An 18,740-nucleotide genomic window follows, 5' to 3' on the forward strand; every position below is an offset into this window, starting at 1 on the left:
CACATGCCTACATCAACAGACGGCGCACTTTTTCCAGCGCCGCGACGAAACGATCGACTTCGTCGCGCGTGTTGTAGAACGCGAGCGACGCGCGCGCCGTCGCCGGCACGCCGTAGAACTGCATCAGCGGATGCGCGCAGTGATGTCCCGAGCGCACGGCCACGCCTTCCTGGTCGAGCAGCGTCGCCAGATCGTGCGCGTGCACGCCGTCGATCAGGAACGACAGCACCGCGGCCTTCTCGCGCGCCTGTCCGAACAGCCGCAGGCCCGCGACCGAACGCAGCGCGTCGGTCGCGTACGCCAGAAGTTCGCTTTCGTATTTCCGGATGTTGTCGATGCCGACCTCGCCGATGTAGTCGATCGCGGCGCCGAGGCCGACGAAACCGGCGATGTTCGGCGTGCCCGCTTCGAACTTGTGCGGCGGGTCGGCGAACACCGTGCGCTCGAAGCTCACCGCGCGAATCATCTCGCCGCCGCCGAAGAACGGCGGCATCGCTTCGAGATGCTCGCGCTTCGCCCACAGCGCGCCGGTACCGGTCGGACCGAACATCTTGTGGCCGGTGATCGCGTAGAAGTCGCAGCCGAGCGCCTGCACGTCGATCGCCAGATGCGGCGCGGCCTGCGAGCCGTCGACGAGCAACGGGATGCCGCGCGACTTGCAGGCGCGCGCGAGCTCGGCGACCGGATTGACCGTGCCGATCACGTTCGACACGTGCACGACGGCGGCGAGTTTCACGTCGGGCGTCAGGAGTTCGACGAAGCGCTCGACGATCAGTTCGCCTTCCGGCGTGATCGGGGCGACCTTGAGCTTCGCGCCGGTGCGTTCGCACACGAGCTGCCACGGCACGATGTTCGCGTGGTGCTCCATCTGCGTGACGAGGATCGTGTCGCCGGGTTTCAGCCGCGGCTGCGCGTAGCTGTACGCGACGAGGTTGATCGCGTTCGTCGTGCCGCTCGTGAACACGACTTCCTCGCGCGACGGCGCGTTGATGAACTGCGCGAGCTTGTCGCGCGTGCCTTCGTACGCGGCGGTCGCCTCCTCGCCGAGCGTATGCACCGAGCGCGACACGTTCGCGTTGTGGCGGCGGTAGAAATCGTCGACCGTCCCGATCACGCGCTGCGGCTTCTGCGCGGTGTTCGCATTGTCGAAGTAGACCAGCGGCTTGCCGTTGACTTCTCGCGACAGCAGCGGAAAGTCGGCGCGGCGCGCAGCTTGGTTGAACGGAACCGGATTGATCGCCGCACTCATGCGGCCACCTGCGGCAGTCGGGCGGAAAGTTCGGCATCGAGCGACGCGCGCAGGTCGGCGTCGGCGATCGCCTCGAGCACGACCGCGCAGAACGCGGCGGTCAGGAGCGCCCTCGCCTCGCCTTCCGGCACGCCGCGCGAACGCAGATAGAACAGCGCGCGCTCGTCGAGCTGGCCGACCGTCGCGCCGTGGCTCGCCTGCACTTCGTCGGCGTGGATTTCGAGCACGGGCTGCGTGTCGATTTCGGCGTGCGGCGACAGCAGCAGGTTCTTGTTCGACAGATGCGCCGCGGCGCCGTCGGCGCCCGCGCGGATGAGAATTCCGCCGTGGAACACGCCGCGTCCGCGATCGGCGGCGAGACCGCGCCAGACGAGATCGCAGCGCGTGTCGGGCGCCGCGTGATCGATCGCCAGACGCGTATCGACGTGACGCTTGCCGTCGGCGAGCAGCACGCCGTTCGACGCGGCGCGCGCGCCGCGGCCCTGCAGCGCGATATTGAGTTCGTGGCGCGACAGCGCCGCGCCGAGTTCGAGATCGACGCGCGCGTAGTGCGCCTCGGACGCGAGCGCGGCGTCGGTGCGCGCGAACACGCTCGCGCCGGCGTCTTCGCGCTGCACGCGCACGTGCGACAGGCGCGCGCCGGTTCGCAGGTGCGCCTGCACGAGCGAGTTGACGAGATGCGCCTGCGGCGCCGCGGCGGCCTGGTATTCGACGAGCGTCAGCTCCGCGCCGTCGCCGAGTTCGACGAGATGGCGCAGATGCACGGCGACGTCGCCGCCGGCCGGTGCGCCGAGCATCACGAGCGCGAGCGGCGTCGCGACGCGTACGCCCGCGGCGACGCGCACGACGAGGCCGTCGAGCGCGAGCGCGGCGTTCAGGCGCGCGAACGTTTCGTCGCGCGCCGGGAAGCGCCGCGCGAGGAATTCGGCGTCGCGCGCATCGCCGGTTTCGAGCAATTGCGACAACGGATACAAAGCGACGCCGTCGGGCAGACCGTCGACGCGCGACAGCGCCGGCGCGTACACGCCGTTGACGAAGACGAGGCGCGGCAGGTTCGCGGCCGGCACGCTCGCCGGATCGATGTCGGGCAGCGCGTCGGCACGGCCGAAGCGGCGGCGTTCGAGCGCGCGCAGCGGCGTGTAGCGCCAGCGTTCGGCGCGCGCGCCGGGCAGGCCGTCGGCGAGCGCGGCGTCGAACTGCGCGCGGCGCGCGGCGCCGAGCCCGCCCGCGGCGAGCCGCGACGCCGGCAGCGCATCGAACGTTTCGCGCAACGCGTCGAGCAGCGGTGCGCTCATGCGCGCGCCTGCGGCAACTGACGGTCGCGCAGCCACGCGTAGCCGTGTTCTTCGAGCTTGAGCGCGAGGTTCTTGTCGCCGCTCTCGACGATGCGGCCGTCGGCGAGCACGTGCACGTAGTCGGGCACGATGTAGTCGAGCAGGCGCTGGTAATGCGTCACGACGACGAACGCACGCTCGGCGCTGCGCATGTGGTTGACGCCTTCGGCGACCATCTTGAGCGCGTCGATGTCGAGGCCCGAGTCGGTTTCGTCGAGCACCGCCAGGCGCGGTTCGAGCAGCGCCATCTGGAAGATTTCGTTGCGCTTCTTTTCGCCGCCGGAGAAGCCCTCGTTGACCGCGCGGTGCAAAAGCTCGTCGGAGATGTGCAGCACGCGCAGCTTTTCGCGCACGAGCTTCAGGAACTGCATCGCGTCGAGTTCGGGCTCGCCGCGGTGCTTGCGCTGCGCGTTCAGCGCGGCCTTGAGGAAATACGTGTTGTTGACGCCGGGAATTTCGACCGGGTACTGGAACGCGAGGAACACGCCTTCGGCGGCGCGCGCTTCGGGCTCGAGCTCGAGCAGATTCCGGCCGAGGTATTCGACGGTGCCGTCGGTCACTTCGTAGCCGTCGCGGCCGGCCAGCACGTTGCCGAGCGTCGACTTGCCGGCGCCGTTGGGTCCCATGATCGCGTGCACTTCGCCGGCGTTCACGGTGAGGCTCAAGCCTTTCAGGATCGGCTTGCCGGCGACGCTGACGTGGAGGTTTTCAATCTTCAACATGTATCGGGTTTCCGTTTTTCTCAAAGCCCTCTCCCCCAAGCTCGCCTTGGGGGAGAGGGTTGGGTGAGGGGGCGACGCCGGGTTCTTCCTCGATCTCGACGAAGCGCGACGCGCCGCCCCCTCACCCCAGCCCTCTCCCCGCAAGCCTGCGGGGGAGAGGGAGCATGAATGGCTAGCCCACCGCGCCCTCGAGCGACACCTCGAGCAGCTTCTTGGCCTCCACCGCGAACTCCATCGGCAGCTCCTTGAACACCTGCTTGCAGAAGCCGTCGACGATCATCGATACGGCGTCTTCTTCGCCGAGGCCGCGCGAGCGGCAGTAGAACAGCTGGTCGTCGGAGATCTTCGACGTCGTCGCTTCGTGCTCGACGATCGCGCCGGGGTTCTTCACTTCGATGTAGGGGAACGTGTGCGCGCCGCACTTCTTGCCGATCAGCAGCGAATCGCACTGCGTGTAGTTGCGCGCGCCTTCGGCGGTCTTTTCCACTTTTACCTGGCCGCGGTACGTGTTCTGCCCGCGCCCGGCGCTGATGCCCTTGGCGATGATCTTCGACTTCGTGTTGCGGCCGATGTGGATCATCTTCGTGCCGGTGTCGGCCTGCTGGCGATGGTGCGTCAGCGCGACCGAATAGAACTCGCCGGTCGAATCGTCGCCGCGCAGCACGCAGCTCGGATATTTCCAGGTGATCGCCGAACCGGTTTCGACCTGCGTCCACGAGATCTTCGAGTGCGCGCCGCGGCAGTCGCCGCGCTTGGTCACGAAATTGTAGATGCCGCCGACGCCGTTCTCGTCGCCCGGATACCAGTTCTGCACGGTCGAATACTTGATCTGCGCATCGTCGAGCGCGACGAGTTCGACCACCGCCGCGTGCAGCTGGTTTTCGTCGCGCTGCGGCGCGGTGCAGCCTTCAAGGTAGCTCACGTGGCTGCGTTCTTCGGCGACGATCAGCGTGCGCTCGAACTGGCCGGTGTTCATCGCGTTGATGCGGAAATACGTCGACAGCTCCATCGGACAGCGCACGCCCGCGGGAATGAACACGAACGATCCGTCCGAGAACACCGCCGAGTTCAGCGCCGCGAAATAGTTGTCGCCGATCGGCACGACCGTGCCGAGATACTTCTGCACGAGTTCCGGATGTTCGCGGATCGCCTCGGACATGGAGCAGAAGATCACGCCGGCATCGGCGAGCTCCTTGCGGAACGTGGTGCCGACCGAGACGGAGTCGAACACCGCGTCGACGGCGACGCCGGCGAGGCGCGCGCGCTCGTGCAGCGGCACGCCGAGCTTGTCGTAGGTTTCGAGCAGTTTCGGATCGACGTCGGCGAGCGACTTCGGACGCGCCTTGGGCGCGGCGAAGTAGCTGATCGCCTGGAAGTCGATCGGGCCGATGTCGAGCTTCGCCCATTCCGGCGGCGTCATCGTCAGCCAGTGGCGATAGGCCTTGAGGCGCCAGTCGGTCATCCACTCGGGCTCGTCCTTTTTCGCGGACAGCGCGCGGACGACGTCTTCCGACAAGCCCGGCGCGAAGCTCTCGGTTTCGATGTCGGTGACGAAACCGGCGTCGTAGCGGCGGTTGAGCGCCTGGTCGATTTCGGGTCGTTCGATTTCTGTGCGTTCGGTGGCCATCAGGCTGCCTGAGTCTTCGATTCGTTCATGCCAGCGCGACGCGCAGCGGCGTCGGTATCGGCCGTTTGCCGCCCGGCGGCTTGAGCATGTCGGCGAGTGTGACGCTTTGCAGCGCGCCCTCGATCGCCTGGTTGATGCGCTGCCAGTTGCCGCGCACGCCGCAATGGCTTTCGTGCCCGCACAGGCCGGCGTGCGCGCTGCATTCGGTCATGCCGATCGGGCCTTCCATCGCGATCACGATTTCGGCGACCGAGATCGTTTCGGGCGCGCGCGCGATGCGATAGCCGCCGTTGACGCCGCGAAACGACTCGACGAGCCCGGCGTGGCCGAGCTGCTTCAGGAGTTTCGACACGGTCGGCATTTCCAGCCGCGCGCGCTCGGCGAGCGCCTGCGCGCTCAGCACGTCGCCGCCGGCTTCCGCGAGCACGGTCATGACGACGGTGGCGTAATCGGTGAGTTTGGCGACGCGGAGCATGGGAGCGGAGGGCGGCCGGGGCAAAAGCGTACCGAAATGGTACGGTTTTGGGGCGGGCGGGTCAAACCGCTTTGGCTCGTCATCCCAGCGCAAGCTGGGATCCAGCTCTTCGGACGTCCGAAAAGTCAAAGGCTGGATTCCAGCTTGCGCTGGAATGACGAGCAAAAACAATGACGAAAAACAAGGGCGAGCAAAAGAAGTCGGGCCCCTACATCCCCGCCGGCCGATGCGTAAACCAAGCCACGAACACCATGCCCTCCGCCGTCACGTCGAGCATCAGCCCCTCGCCGCTGCGCGCCTCGCCGCCGTACCAAGCGCCGCCGATCCACAGCTTGTTCGGCGCGTTGGCGAATCCGGCGGCCTCGCACGCCGTCGTCGCCTGGTTGCGCAAGATGCGCTGCACGCGATAGCTGCCGCTGCCGAAGCCCGCCGTGCCGGCGGCGCTCGACTGCCATTCGAACATCGCTTCCGTGCAGTTCGTGAACGTCAGTTTGATGCGCCCCCACGGCAACCGCCGCACCTGCGCCGGATCGAACGCGGGACCGAAGCCCGTGCCGAGCGTCGTGTAGGCGTCGGGAATGTCGAGCGTGTTGCCGGCGAGCGTGGCGAGGCCGGTGATCCAGTATTGCGAGCCGATCGTCGCCGGATCGGGCGTCGCCACCGCGGCCGGCGCCGGTATCACCGCGACGTAGGTCGGCCCCGACAGTCCGCCGCTGAGCGGCTGCACGAGCACCGCGCGTTCCGTGCCGGTTTCCGGATCGAGCTTGACGACGCGTCCGGTGGCCGCGTCGCCGACCGCGGCGAGCAGGCTGCCGTCGGGATGCCACGCAAGACCGGTGACGATGCCGAGGCCGCGCGCGATTTCGCGGTCGAACGCGCCGGTCGCCAGGACGTAGCGCAGGATCTGGCCGGAACGTTCGGAACTCACGTACAGCTTCGCGCCGTCCGGCGACACGAGCAGGCCGCGCGTGCGCCGGATGCCGTTCGCCTGCGACGGCACGAAGACGCCGAACGTGCCGGCCGCCGGGTCGTAGCGTACGATATTGCTCGTATCGTATCCGGGGATGTAGAGCTTGCCGTCGGGGCCGGTCAGAAGGCCGTTGTCGGGGCCGCGCAGTATCGCGCCGGCGACGAGGTCGGCGCCGATGCGCGCGCCGGTCGCGATCGCGTAGCGCCGCAGCACGTTCGTCGCGTAGCTCGACACGTAGACGTCGCCGTCGCCGCCGAACGCGATGCCGGTGGCGCCCCAGCCGAGACCGACGTCGGCGAACGTGTCGACGAAGTCGTAGGTGTCGGCGCGGTAGCGCAGGATCTTGCCGGCTTCTTCGCTGACGACCCAGAGGAGGCCGTCGGGGCCGATCTTAACGGCCTGGGCGCCGTTGATGCGGCCGGCTTCGTCGAGCTTGCGCAGGTGCGCCCCGGAACAGGCATCGTAGATGTGGACATTGCTGTAATAGCCGCTCACCAGCAGCCGGTACTCGCAATCGGCCGCCGCGACGCTCGGAACGACCCAACAGCAGAAAGCCAGGAACAGCCAGCGGCATGCAGAACGTAAGAAACACATCGAATCACTCCCGGTTGCGCAACGTCGCGACAGCGTCGCTCCATGCGCCAGCCGGGCGCCTGAAAAATTTCTTCGCAAACGCTACGTTTTCTCTCCGGGCCGCAGAATCAGTCGGTTGCGTGTTGCAATGAGCGTCATCAACGCGGCGGCATTCCGGCTCGGCGCCTGGCGCATCGACCCGACGAGCCACGAACTCGTCGCGTCCGAACGCCGCGTGCGCCTGCAGCCCAAGCTGATGCAGCTCCTGCTGCGCCTGGCGCGCGAGCCGGGCTCCGTCGTGCGCCGCGAGCAACTGCTCGACGACGTGTGGGAAGGCCGCGACGTCAACGACGAAGTGCTGTCGCGCGCGATCGCCGAGCTGCGCCAGTTGCTGGAAGACGATCCGCGCACGCCGCGCTACATCGAAACGCTGCCGAAGCTCGGCTATCGGCTCGTGGCGGCGGTCGAACCGGCCGACGCGGCGCCGGTCGATGCGCCGCGCGCCGACACGCCACGCGCCGAGACATTGCGCGCAGGGCCGGTTCTCGACGCCAGCGGCCTGCCGGTCGCCGATCCGGGCGCGAAGCGGCGCCTGGGGCTCGCGATCGCGATCTCGATCGGCGTCGCCCTCGCGCTCGCGGTGTTTCTCGCCACGATGCTGCCGCCGGCGCCCGGCGCGTTCCAGGACGCCGGCGATCTGCGCCTGCGCGTCGACCGAGCGCGGCCGTTCGCGACCGAGCCCGGCTACGACCAGAGCGCGCGCTTTTCGCGCGACGGGCGGCTCGTCGCGTGGTCGGCGTCGGACGAAAAGCTGACGCGCGCCGGCATCTGGGTCGGCTCGCGCGACGGCGGCACGCGACGGCGCCTGACCGACGCCGACGCGTGGGATTTCTCGCCCGCGTTCGTCGACGGCGATACCGCGGTCGTGTTCGCGCGCTACACCGCGGCGACGTGCGAGGTGCGCAAACAGTCGCTGCTCGCGCAGGAATCGGTGCGCCTGACCGACTGCGCGCCGCCGCCCGCGACGAGCCGCCTCGACGCGAGCGCCGACGGCCGCTACGTGGTGTTCTCGCAACGCGTCGGCGACGACGGTCGCAGCGGCCTCGCGCTGCTCGACCTCGACGGCGGCAAGGTGTCGAACCTGACCGATCCCGGCGCCGACGCGTACGTCGATTTCAACCCGCGCTTCGCCGGCGACGGCCGCCAGATCGCGTTCTTCCGCGGACGCCAGAGCGAACAGCGCCTGTGGATCATGCCGACCGACACGCCGGCGCGCGCGCGCAATCTCGTGCCGACGAACGGCCTGCTGTACGGCGCGGCGTGGCTGCCCGGCGATACCGGGCTCGTGCTCGCCGGCGATCTGTTCGGCTACCGCGCGCTGTACCGCGTCGACGCCGGCACCGGCGCGCTGGAATTTCTCGGCGCGCGCGGCGCGCGCTATCCCGACGTCGCGCCCGACGGCACGCTCGTGTTCGAGATCGCCGACTACCAGGCCAATCTGTATCGCGGCGATCTCGCCGATCCGCTCAAACCGCCCGAGCCGGTCACCACGTCGCGGCGATACAACAACCAGCCGGCGCATTCGCCCGACGGCAAGCGGCTCGCGTTCGTGTCGAACCGCGACGGCCTCGAAGCCGTCTACCTCGCCGACGCCGCCGGCGGCGGCGCCGAACGGCTCGCGCTCGACACCGCGCAGCGCTGGGTGCGTCCGGCCTGGCATGCCGACGGCGGCAAGCTCACGGTCACGGCGATCTTGAACAGCAGCGACGGCACCACCTGCCTGCCGTACGCGTGCTCGACCGAACACAGCGCACTGTACGACTACGACCTCGCCGCCCACGCCGCGCGCCGCATCGACGGCCTCGGCGACGACGCGCGTTACGCGCTGTGGAGCACGGACGGCACGTGGCTCTACTACCTGCGCCGCGAGGGCGAGCGCAATCGCCTCTGGCGCACGGCACCGGCGCGCGGCACGACGCCGCATCTCGTGATCGACGCGAACGTGGAAGCGTACGAACTCGACGCGGGCCATCTCGTCGCGAGCGTGCAGGGCGAAGCAGGTCTGCGCGTCTGCGGTCTCGACGCGCACGAATGCCGCCGCGAGCTGACGCAGACCGTCGCCGAGCGCCCGTTCCTCGTCGATCCCGGCTACTGGCTGCTGCGCGACGGCAAGATCCTGTTCTCGGGTCGCCGCGACGACTCGAGCATCGTCACGTTCAGGCTCGACCTCGGCAACGGCAAGGTGTCCGAGGCGTTTCCCGACGGACCGACCACGCTCGCGCCGGCGACGAGCCTCTCGCCCGACGGCAAGACGTTCGTCTACGCCCGCACCGACCGCGTGTCGATCGACCTCTACCTCGGCGAACCGGCAGACGAAACCGCCCCAGGCAAAAGTAGACAATGACACAGGAACTTTCCGATCGCCGCGCGGTGCTTGAGCGCTTCGTCGGCGACACGCTCGGCATCGATGCCACGCAGATCGAACCGGCTTCGGCCGATGCGAGCTTCCGCAGCTACTGGCGCGTGGCGACGCCGCAAGGTTCGCGCATCGTCATGGACTCGCCGCCCGACAAGGAGCCGGTCGAGCCGTGGCTCGACATCGGCGCGCGCCTGCGCGCGGCCGGCCTGCACGCCCCCGAGGTGTACGCGGTCGATGCGGCGCAGGGATTTTTGATCATCGAGGATTTCGGTACGCGCATGTACCTGCCGGCACTCTCCGACGCGACCGCCGACGCGCTGTACGCCGACGCGCTCGAAGCGCTGCACGCGATGCAGACGCGCGTGCCTTCCGACGGCCTGCCGCGTTTCGACTGCGAGCGCATGATCGCGGAAATGGAATATTTGCCGGAGTGGTTTTTGCAGCGCCACCTCGGCGTGCTGCCCGGCTGCCACGACTGGGACGAGATCGAGCTCGCGTTCGGCGCGGTCGCGAACGTCGCGGCGTCGCAGCCGTACGTGTTCATGCACCGCGATTTCCACAGCCGCAACCTGATGCTGACCGAGCGCGACTCACCGGGCGTCATCGACTTTCAGGGCGCGATGCACGGTCCGCTGACGTACGACCTCGTTTCGCTGCTGCGCGACTGCTACATCGCTTGGCCGGCCGAACGCGTCGACGCATGGGCGGAAGGCTACCGGCAACGCCTCGTCGCGGCCGGCATCACCGACGCCGACGCGCGCCGCTTCCGCCGCTGGTTCGACTTCACCGGCCTGCAGCGGCACTTCAAGGTGCTCGGCCTGTTCTGCCGCCTGTGCTACCGCGACGGCAAGACGCAGTACCTGCGCGACCTGCCGCTCGTGCTCGACTACGCGCTGGGCATCGCGCGGCAATACGACGAATTCGCCGGCTTCGTGCGCCTGATCGAACGCGCGACGGCGGGGCACGACCTCACGCGGCGCCGCGACGCATGAGGGCGCTGATTTTCGCCGCCGGCAAGGGCGAGCGCATGCGGCCGTTGACCGAACGCACGCCGAAGCCGCTGCTCGACGTCGGCGGCGAACGATTGATCGAGCGGCATCTGCGAGCACTGGCGAAGATCGGCGTCGAAGACGTCGTGATCAACACCTCGTGGCTCGCCGAGCAGTTTCCGGTCGCGCTCGGCGACGGATCGCGCTACGGCGTGCGCATCCGCTACAGCGTCGAAGGCGCCGAACCGCTGGAAACGGGCGGCGGCATGCTGCACGCCCTGCCGCTGCTCGGCGATGCACCGTTCATCGTCGTCAACGGCGATATCTTTTGCGATATGGATTTGTCGCGATTGCCGCGAGAGCCGCGCGGCCTTGCGCACCTCGTGCTCGTGGACAACCCGACGGAACATCCGCGCGGCGACTTCGCGCTGGCCGCGGACGGATTCCTGACCGGCGACGGCGCGGAAAAACTGACGTACGCGGGGATCGGCGTATATCGGCCGGCCATGCTCGACGGCTGGCGCGAGACGATCGGCGATGCGCCGGGGGCGGCGAGCGAGCCGCCGCGGTTCAAGCTCGCGCCGCTGCTGATCGCGGCGATGCGGCACGGGCAAGTCGACGGCACGTACCATCGGGGCGCGTGGACGGATGTGGGGACGCCGTCGAGACTGGAAGCATTGCGGCAACGACGCAACCCGTGACTCAACGCACGACCGCGCGATCTTTCGCAGAAAGAGCCCGATGCCCTACGCATACTTGCGCATCACCGCCGAACATCTCCTCTACCTACCGCGCGAGTCCGTTGCGCTGATGGCGACAATGGATTTGGGCCTCGACGCCGACCTCTACTTCAGATCGGAAAAACCCGGCGCACCGGACTAACGCCGCCGCGGCACCGCCCCGCCCGCCTCCACGACCGCACGCACCTCGTCGCGCAAACGCTCGAGCAGTGGCTGCGCCCGCGCGGCGAGCATGACGCCGCGTTGCCGTTCGTCGCGGCGCGCCGCGACGCCGAGCGCGCCCACCGGCTCGGCGACCGTCGGGCTGAACAGGCTCAGCGACGGAACGAGCTCATGCGCGAGATCGCACACCGCGCCCCAGTCGTTGCGCGCCACGAGCCCGGGCAGCGCGCCCGCCGCGCGGTCGAGCATGGCGAGCAGGGCCGGCAGCAGCGGCTCCAGCAGATCGCGATCGCCGTCGAGAAAGTCGAGCGCGCCGCCGAGATCGAGCAGCTTCGCCGTGTCCGTGTCCCTCGCATGGTAGAGCCCGCTCATCGCGTACGTTCCTGCTCGGCGCCGCCGATGCCGCGACGACACGGCCCGACTATAGCATCTTGCATTGTGAATCTACGTGCATTGTAAACTTTGACCCGGCGACATCCGTCGCCCGTTTTCGGCAGGAGCGCGGATTCATGAGCGAGCAACCGCGCAGGTCGTTGCGCATGCGTTCGGCGATCATGCTGGCGCTGGTCGCCTGCGCCACGGTCGCGGTCGCTCTGGGCGGCTTCGCGCTCGTCGGCGCCGAGTCCGCTCGCCAGACCGCCGTGCACCGGAGCCTGCTGGACGCCTCGGCGCGGCGCGTCGCGGCGTCGTTCGACCAGTTCCTCGCGCTGCACCTCGCGGCGATCGAGATGGTCGCGACCGATTTCGACGCGGCGAACTGCACCGACACCGCGTGTCGCGCACGGCGGATCGCGCAGCTGCGCCAACGCTTTCCGGCGTTCGAGTCGGTCGTCGAGAGCGAATCGGTCGCGAGCGCCACGACGTGGCTTTCGTCGACGCAGCGCATCGACGAGGACGATATTGCCCTCTTCGTCAGCTTGACCGTGCCTCGCACGCGCGCCGGCGGCGGCACGGCCGGCATCGAAGGCGTGCTGCGCGTACCGGTCGAACGCCTGTTTTCGACGTCGCGCGACGAGCGCGCGGACGCGGGCCGCGAACTGCTTCTGCTCGACGCGGCCGGCAACGTGCTGTACGGCTCGACGAACCGCTACGCCGCGTCGCAGCACGCGCCGCGGGCGCTGCTCGACGCGGTGCGCGACGGCGCGGACGAGGCGCGGGTCGACGGCGAGGCGATGCTGCTGCGCGCCGAAACGATCGACGCGGCGGACTGGCGCGTCGTCGCGACGATTTCGCGCACGCGCATCGCGCCGGCGCGCACGGCGCTCGCGGGCGCGGCGGGTCTCGCGCTGCTCGCCGGTCTCGCGCTCACGGCCGCCGCCAGCGTCTGGATTTCCCGCGCGCTGTCGCGTGCGCTAGAAGGGCTCGCGCATGCGATGCGCGAGCTCGACCTCGACCGTCTCGACGAGACGTCGATGAGCGAGGCCCTGCGCCGCTCGGCGTTCCGCGAAACGCAGGACATCGCGGCAGCGGTGCGCGCGATGTGCGCCCGCCTCGTCGCGGTGCGCGACGTCCAGCGCCGCGCGCACGACGATCTCGACCGCGCCAATCGCGAACTCGCCGCGCTCGTGCGCCAGCGCGAGGCGCAGGTCGAAACGCGCACGGAAGAATTGCGCCGCGCACTCGAAACCGCGAACGACGCGATCCGCGCGCGCGACGCGCTCCTGGCCAACACGAGCCACGAGATTCGCACGCCGCTGTACGGCATCATCGGCGGCGTCGAACTGGTGCGGCCGAGCCTGACCGACGCGCACGACCTCAACAATCTCGACGCGATCATGCAGTCGGCCGAAAGCCTGATGCAGCTGATCAACGACCTGCTCGACTTCAGCCGCATCAACGCCGGCGCGCTCGAACTCGACACGCGTCCGTTCTCGCTCGCGGACGTCGCGCGCGATGTCGCGGCGACGGTGCAGCCGCTGGCGACGAAACGCGGCATCGCGGTGCGGCTGTCGAACCGGCTCGCCGCTTCGACGCGCCGCGGCGACGCGCTGCGCGTTCGCCAGGTGCTGCTCAATCTCGTCGGCAACGCCGTGAAATTCACCGAGCGCGGCGAAGTGACCGTCGATCTCGACGGCGACGACGAGCGCGTGCGCTTCGTCGTCGCGGACACCGGCGTCGGCATCGCGCCCGACGATCTCGACCGCATCTTCAAGCCGTTCGAGCAGGCCGACGCGTCGATGCGGCGCCGCTTCCAGGGCTCGGGCCTCGGTCTTGCGATCGTCGACAAGCTGGTGTCGGCGATGGGCGGCAGCGTCGGCGTGGCCTCGCAGCTCGGCAAGGGTTCGACGTTCACCGTCGATCTGCCGCTGCCGCCCGGCGTCGCCGAGCGCAGCGACGACGACGACGCGCCGGCGCCGCTCGGCAACGCCGCCGGCATGCGCGTGCTCGTGGTCGACGACGTACCGATCAACCGCATGCTGCTCGGCACGCAGATCGAGCGCCTGGGCGCTCAGGTGCTGCGTGCCGCGGACGGCTTCGAGGCGCTGACCGTGCTCGCGCGCGAACGCGTCGATCTCGTGCTGCTCGACGTGCAGATGCCCGGCATCGACGGGCTGGAAACGGCCGAGCGCATGCGCGCGCTGCCGAACGGCAGCAACGTGCGCATCGTCGCCGTCACCGCGAACGCGCAGCCGGGCGAACGCGAGAACCGCCTGGCGGCGAGCATGGACGATTACGTGACCAAGCCGCTGCGCATGGCCGATCTGCGGCGGTTGCTGGCCGCCGCGGCCGCCTACGCGAATCCGGCGCCGCCGGACGAGGCGCCTGTCGATCGCTAGCGCAGATACTCGGACAGAGCGTCGAGCGGCACCGGCCGGCCGAGCAGATAGCCTTGTCCGCACGGAACGCCCAGCGCAACGAGCGTTTCGAGCTCGCCCGCGGTCTCGACGCCTTCGGCGACGAGCGTCGCGCCGCTGTCGCGCGCGAACATCGCGATCGCCGCGGCGAGCTGCCGCTTGCGCGCGATGACGTCGATCTCGTGCGTCAGCGAAACGTCCATCTTGATGATTTCGGGCACGAGGCGCAGCACATGGCGCAGGCTAGCGAAGCCCGCGCCGGCATCGTCGATCGCAAAGCGCAGCCCGAGCCCGCGCAATGCGGCGACGCGATCGATCAGCGCGGCGTAGTCGAGGACTTCCGCGTGTTCGGTCAGCTCCACGACGATGCGCTCGCACGCATTCGACGCGACGACTTCTTCGAACGCCGCGAGTACGACGGTCGCTGGCGAAACGTTGATCGACAGATACGCGTTCGGCGGGATTCGCGGCAGCGCGAGCAGGATTCGCCGCACGCAGGCAAGCTCGAGTTCCGTGCCGAGACCCGCGCGCGCGGCTTCCTCGAACACGTCGGCGCGCGTCTCGCCGGCGGCGGCGTCAAAACGCGTCAGGCCTTCGACGCCGACGATCTTTCGCGTGCGCAGATCGACGATCGGCTGAAACCGGTTGACGAAGTGCTCGCCGTCGATGAGCGCGCTAACGCGTTCGCGCAGCGCTTCATGGGCGCGTGTCCTGAGGTTGCGCGCAACGTCGTTCGCGTCGAGCTGCGCGCGCAGACGCGCGTGCTCGAGCGCGTGATGCAGCGACGCACCGATGAACGCGGAGAACATTTCCAGAATGGCGACGTCGCGCGAATCGTAGGCTGCCGGCTGCGGCGACAGCACCTTGAGCACGCCGACCGTCGTTCCCGCGCACTGCAACGGCACGACGATCGCCGAGCGCAGACCGACCTTGCGGCATGCGGCGCGATTGACGCGCGGATCGGTATCGCTGTCGTCGCAGCGCAGAACGGTGCCGAGCTTGACGCACAGGCCGGAGAGACTGCCGTCGATCGGCAGTCGCAGTCCTTCATGCGGCTTGGCCGAACCGCCCGCGGACCAGTACGTCATCTCATCGTCGATCGCGATCTCGACGACCGCGCCGGCGGAGCGAGTCATCTCCTGCATCCGGCGCGTGACGATGTCGACGACCTTCTTCGGATCGAGGCCTGCGCCCGCGATCTCGCTCTGCGTCGTGACGATCTGCGCAAGCAGTTCGGCGTCGAGCCCGGTTGCCGGCGCATCGCGACGGCGCCTGTCGCGCAGGTTCGCGATCGAAGGTGGCGTACCGTTGCCGTTGGCCATGTCGTCGCTTCCCATCCTGCGCGTCGCTTTGCGCTCCTGGTCGCAGATGTCGATGGAGTGCGCAAAGGCTCGCAGCGAACACGAGCTTGCGGCGTCTCGACGACAGACGTTCGTACATAGTGGACGATGCGTCGTTGTGCCGGCACCTGTAAGAATCAACAGTGCCGACGGTCGAACCGAGCACTACGTCGGAGCGCAGCGTGGCGACGCAGTGAAGCCTGCGAGCAGGGTTTTAGCGGACCCGGCGCAGAATTGTGGACCGCGAGACATTTCAGGGGCCGGCGAAAACACTAGCGCCGGCGCGCCTTTGAGTGGTGGGCCGTGATGGACTCGAACCATCGACCAACGGATTAAAAGTCCGATGCTCTACCACTGAGCTAACGGCCCAGGAGACTGGCGGCGCTTGCCGGGAACGGCAGGCGCGCGAGGGACGCGAAGTTTAGGGCCTGAGACTGCGTCGCACAAGCCGCATAACCGAGGTTTTCTTACCGGTATCGCGTCGGATCGGTCAGCCCCGCGTCGCGGAATCCTTCCGCGCGCAGCCGGCAGGCGTCGCAATGCGCGCAGGCACGGCCTTCGTCGTCGGCCTGGTAGCAGGACACGGTCGCGCCGAAGTCGACGCCAAGGCGCACGCCTTCGCGTGCGATGTCGGCCTTGCTCATGCGCATCAGCGGCGCGTGCACGCGGATCTGCGCGCCTTCGACGCCGGCTTTCGTCGCGACGTTCGCGAGCTTCTCGAAGCTTTCGATGAACGCCGGGCGGCAGTCGGGATAGCCCGAATAGTCGACCGCGTTGACGCCGCACCAGATGTCGTTCGCACCGAGCACTTCGGCCCACCCGAGCGCGATCGACAGCATGATCGTGTTGCGCGCCGGCACGTACGTGATCGGGATGCCCGCGCCGCCTTCTTCCGGCACGTCGATGTCGGCCGTCAGCGCCGAGCCGCCGATGCTGCGCAGGTCGATCGTGACGGTTTTGTGCGCGGCGACGCCGAGCATCGCGCAGACGCGGTCGGACGCGGCGAGTTCCGAAGCGTGCCGCTGTCCGTAGGCCACGGAGAGCGCATAACACTCGAAACCCTGCGCGCGCGCGATCGCGAGCGCGACCGCCGAGTCCATGCCGCCCGAGACGAGTACCACCGCGCGTTTTGTCATTATGTTCACTTTGTACTTCTACCGTGAATCAGTGTCCGGGCTCTTCGCCCCACAGCAGCTTGTGCAGCTGCATCTGCAGGCGTACCGGCAGGCGGTCGGCGAGTATCCACTCGGCCAGTTCGCGCGGGCCGACGCTGCCGTGCACCGGCGAGAACAGCACCTGGCAGCGCGCCGCCAGCCGGTGCTCGGCAACGACGCCGCGCGCCCATTCGTAATCGGCGCGGTCGGCCAGCACGAACTTCACCTGGTCGTGCGGGCGCAGGTGATCGAGGTTCGCCCAGCGGTTGCGCTTGAACTCGCCAGAGCCCGGCGCCTTGAGGTCGACGACCTTGCGCACGCGCGCGTCGACCGGCGCCACGTCGAGCGCGCCGCTCGTTTCGAGCGACACTTCGTAGCCGGCATCGCACAACCGCTTCAGCAGGATCAGGCAGCGTTTCTGCGACAGCGGTTCGCCGCCGGTCACGCAGACATGCCGCGCGCCGTAGGTCGCGACTTCGGCGACGATGTCGTCGATCGTGCGCCACGCGCCGCCGTGAAACGAATACGTGGTGTCGCACCAGGTGCAGCGCAGCGGACAGCCGGTCAGCCGCACGAACACGGTCGGCCAGCCCACCGCGTCGGCTTCGCCCTGGATCGAATGGAAGATCTCGGTGATGCGCAGGCGCTCCGGATGCGGAGCGCCTGCGACCGGTTCTTGCGACACGACTGCGGCTTCAGCCGGCATGGCCTAGCCCTCTCGACACGATGGAGCTCAGCGCGCGCCTTCGAGCTTGAGCGCGCGCAGACGGCCTTGCGCGAGACGCGCGACGACCGTGTCGGGATATTTCTGCACGACCTTGTTCAAGGTCGACTCGGCCGGTCCCCACTGCTTGAGCTCGTACTGGCAATAGCCGACCTTGAGCAGCGCGTCGGGCGCCTTCTGGCTGTCCGGATAGTTGCGCAGCAGCGTCTGGAACGTGTCGAGCGAGACGCGATAGTTCTGCGTCACGTAGTACGACTCGCCGAGCCAGTAGTACGCGTTCGACGTCAGCTCGCTGTTCGGATAGGTGTCGATGAACGCCTGGAACTTGCGCGCCGATTCGGCGTAGCGGCCTTCCTTGAGCGCGCCGTAGGCCTCGTCGTACGTCGCCTTCTCGGCGGCCGGATCGACGCGGTGCGTCGGCGCGGGCGGTTCGAGTTCGGTCGCGCGCGGCGGCGGTGCGAGTTCGGGGCGCTCGAGCGACGGGTCGGTGCCCAGGTCGCCGGCACCGCCCTGCGGCGCATCGCCCGGCGCGCCGAGCTGGATGTCTTCGAGATGACCGTCGTTGGCCGCCGCACCCGGTCGGGCGCCGCCGGCCGCGCCCGCGCCGCCTTCGAGGCGACCCAGACGGGAATCGATATCGATGTACTGCTGCTTGTTGCGTTCCTTGAGCTCGTCGAGCTGGTGGCGCAGCTGTTCGACCTGGCCGTGCAGCTGCTGCACTTCGGTCTGCAGCGCCTGCAGCTGGTTGACGAGATCGACGTTGCCTTGGCCCGCCTGGGCCTGGGCTTCGAGCTTGGCCACGCGTTCGGCCAGACTCAAGCGTTGGGCGGCGGCCGGCATGGGCAGGACCGCGGCGGCAAAAGCCGCCGCGGCCATGATGCTGGCACCGAGCTTGGTCGCGATGAGCGTTCGCATCGGTGTCAAGTCTGCTTACTTCTTGCTGTAGACGAGTTCGACGCGGCGGTTCTTCGACCAGCAGCCTTCGTTGTGCTCTTTGCACACGCCGCGCTCTTCGCCGTACGACACGACGTTGAGCTGCGAGCCCGACGCACCGGCCGAGGACAGCGCGCTCTGCACGGCGTTGCCGCGGCGCTCGCCGAGGCCGAGGTTGTATTCGCGCGAACCGCGCTCGTCGGCGTTGCCTTCGAGGGTCACGGCGTAGTTCGGGAACTGGCGCAGGAACTCGGCGTGGCAGCGGATCTGGGCCTGGAATTCGCCCTTGATCTCGGTCTTGTCGAGGTCGAAGTAGACGACGCGCTGACGCAGGCAGGCGTCGGTTTCGAGGCTCGATTCCGTGTACTTGCCCGAGGTGTCGGGACGTTCGGTCTGGGCCGTCGTCGTGTCGCGCGGCTGCGTGTCCGGAGCGACGGTCTTCTTCTTGGCGCAGCCCACAGCCGTAACGCACAGCAGCGAAGCGATGGCAACGCGAATCGTGTTGTTCATGGTCTTATTCCTTCGGAGGTCAGG

Annotated in this window: 17 protein-coding genes and 1 tRNA gene; 5 read left to right on the plus strand and 13 right to left on the minus strand. The window is 68.5% G+C overall.

Annotation, left to right across the window (positions count from 1 at the left end):
* Window positions 1–7 precede the first annotated feature (7 nt).
* From OD750_RS24850 to OD750_RS24875, 6 genes are all read right to left on the minus strand, one after another.
* Window positions 8–1,249 carry a cysteine desulfurase gene (locus tag OD750_RS24850; protein WP_263541317.1) on the minus strand — a complete coding sequence of 414 codons (1,242 nt, stop codon included), beginning with the start codon at window positions 1,247–1,249 and terminating at the stop codon, window positions 8–10.
* Entirely contained in the window at window positions 1,246–2,544 is a 1,299-nt protein-coding gene (gene sufD, locus OD750_RS24855; protein WP_263541318.1) for a Fe-S cluster assembly protein SufD, read from the minus strand. Before sufD ends, OD750_RS24850 begins: the two co-directional genes overlap by 4 nt.
* Window positions 2,541–3,305: a Fe-S cluster assembly ATPase SufC gene (sufC, locus tag OD750_RS24860; RefSeq protein WP_263541319.1), complete on the minus strand. Its 765-nt coding sequence runs from the start codon at window positions 3,303–3,305 to the stop codon at window positions 2,541–2,543. Before sufC ends, sufD begins: the two co-directional genes overlap by 4 nt.
* A gap of 172 nt (window positions 3,306–3,477) precedes the next feature.
* Window positions 3,478–4,932 carry a Fe-S cluster assembly protein SufB gene (gene sufB, locus OD750_RS24865; RefSeq protein ID WP_263541320.1) on the minus strand — a complete coding sequence of 485 codons (1,455 nt, stop codon included), beginning with the start codon at window positions 4,930–4,932 and terminating at the stop codon, window positions 3,478–3,480.
* A 25-nt stretch (window positions 4,933–4,957) separates the two neighbouring features.
* Window positions 4,958–5,407, minus strand: a complete 450-nt coding sequence (locus OD750_RS24870) for an SUF system Fe-S cluster assembly regulator (protein WP_263541321.1) — start codon at window positions 5,405–5,407, stop codon at window positions 4,958–4,960.
* Between the two features lie 208 nt (window positions 5,408–5,615).
* Window positions 5,616–6,971, minus strand: coding sequence for a Vgb family protein (locus OD750_RS24875; protein ID WP_263541322.1), 1,356 nt, complete (start codon window positions 6,969–6,971; stop codon window positions 5,616–5,618).
* A 127-nt stretch (window positions 6,972–7,098) separates the two neighbouring features.
* Between OD750_RS24875 and OD750_RS24880 the strand changes: the two genes are divergently transcribed.
* From OD750_RS24880 to OD750_RS24895, 4 genes are read left to right on the plus strand one after another with little or no spacing between them, the layout of a single operon-like run.
* Complete coding sequence (locus OD750_RS24880; protein ID WP_263541323.1) at window positions 7,099–9,354, plus strand: winged helix-turn-helix domain-containing protein; 2,256 nt, start codon at window positions 7,099–7,101, stop codon at window positions 9,352–9,354.
* Window positions 9,351–10,361, plus strand: a complete 1,011-nt coding sequence (locus tag OD750_RS24885; RefSeq protein ID WP_263541324.1) for an aminoglycoside phosphotransferase family protein — start codon at window positions 9,351–9,353, stop codon at window positions 10,359–10,361. Before OD750_RS24880 ends, OD750_RS24885 begins: the two co-directional genes overlap by 4 nt.
* Window positions 10,358–11,059 (plus strand): N-acetylmuramate alpha-1-phosphate uridylyltransferase MurU, encoded by a 702-nt coding sequence (murU, locus tag OD750_RS24890; RefSeq protein ID WP_263541325.1) that lies wholly within the window; start codon window positions 10,358–10,360, stop codon window positions 11,057–11,059. Before OD750_RS24885 ends, murU begins: the two co-directional genes overlap by 4 nt.
* A 40-nt stretch (window positions 11,060–11,099) precedes the next feature.
* Window positions 11,100–11,240, plus strand: coding sequence for a hypothetical protein (locus OD750_RS24895; protein ID WP_263541326.1), 141 nt, complete (start codon window positions 11,100–11,102; stop codon window positions 11,238–11,240).
* On the opposite strand, the gene OD750_RS24900 is transcribed toward OD750_RS24895, so the two are convergent.
* Complete coding sequence (locus tag OD750_RS24900; protein ID WP_263541327.1) at window positions 11,237–11,632, minus strand: hypothetical protein; 396 nt, start codon at window positions 11,630–11,632, stop codon at window positions 11,237–11,239. The genes OD750_RS24895 and OD750_RS24900 overlap by 4 nt on opposite strands.
* 137 nt (window positions 11,633–11,769) lie before the next feature.
* Here OD750_RS24900 and OD750_RS24905 point away from each other — a divergent pair, with 137 nt between their 5' ends.
* Entirely contained in the window at window positions 11,770–14,037 is a 2,268-nt protein-coding gene (locus OD750_RS24905; RefSeq protein WP_263541328.1) for an ATP-binding protein, read from the plus strand.
* Here the strand turns inward: OD750_RS24905 and OD750_RS24910 are convergent.
* The 6 genes from OD750_RS24910 to pal all read right to left on the minus strand — a co-directional run bounded on the left by OD750_RS24910 (window position 14,034) and on the right by pal (window position 18,716).
* The gene (locus tag OD750_RS24910; protein ID WP_263541329.1) at window positions 14,034–15,377 is read right to left on the minus strand and encodes a sensor domain-containing phosphodiesterase; all 1,344 of its coding nucleotides are present in this window, start codon (window positions 15,375–15,377) and stop codon (window positions 14,034–14,036) included. The genes OD750_RS24905 and OD750_RS24910 overlap by 4 nt on opposite strands.
* A 312-nt stretch (window positions 15,378–15,689) precedes the next feature.
* A tRNA-Lys gene (locus OD750_RS24915) sits at window positions 15,690–15,764 on the minus strand.
* A gap of 98 nt (window positions 15,765–15,862) precedes the next feature.
* Window positions 15,863–16,531: a 7-cyano-7-deazaguanine synthase QueC gene (gene queC / locus OD750_RS24920; RefSeq protein ID WP_263541330.1), complete on the minus strand. Its 669-nt coding sequence runs from the start codon at window positions 16,529–16,531 to the stop codon at window positions 15,863–15,865.
* Between the two features lie 28 nt (window positions 16,532–16,559).
* Window positions 16,560–17,255 (minus strand): 7-carboxy-7-deazaguanine synthase QueE, encoded by a 696-nt coding sequence (queE, locus tag OD750_RS24925; RefSeq protein ID WP_425508264.1) that lies wholly within the window; start codon window positions 17,253–17,255, stop codon window positions 16,560–16,562.
* 27 nt (window positions 17,256–17,282) lie between these two features.
* Window positions 17,283–18,188 carry a tol-pal system protein YbgF gene (ybgF, locus tag OD750_RS24930; RefSeq protein ID WP_263541332.1) on the minus strand — a complete coding sequence of 302 codons (906 nt, stop codon included), beginning with the start codon at window positions 18,186–18,188 and terminating at the stop codon, window positions 17,283–17,285.
* Between the two features lie 15 nt (window positions 18,189–18,203).
* Complete coding sequence (gene pal / locus OD750_RS24935) at window positions 18,204–18,716, minus strand: peptidoglycan-associated lipoprotein Pal (RefSeq protein WP_263541333.1); 513 nt, start codon at window positions 18,714–18,716, stop codon at window positions 18,204–18,206.
* Window positions 18,717–18,740: the final 24 nt, after the last annotated feature.

The organism is Tahibacter soli (assembly GCF_025717065.2).
Taxonomy (GTDB): Bacteria; Pseudomonadota; Gammaproteobacteria; order Xanthomonadales; family Rhodanobacteraceae; genus Tahibacter; species Tahibacter soli.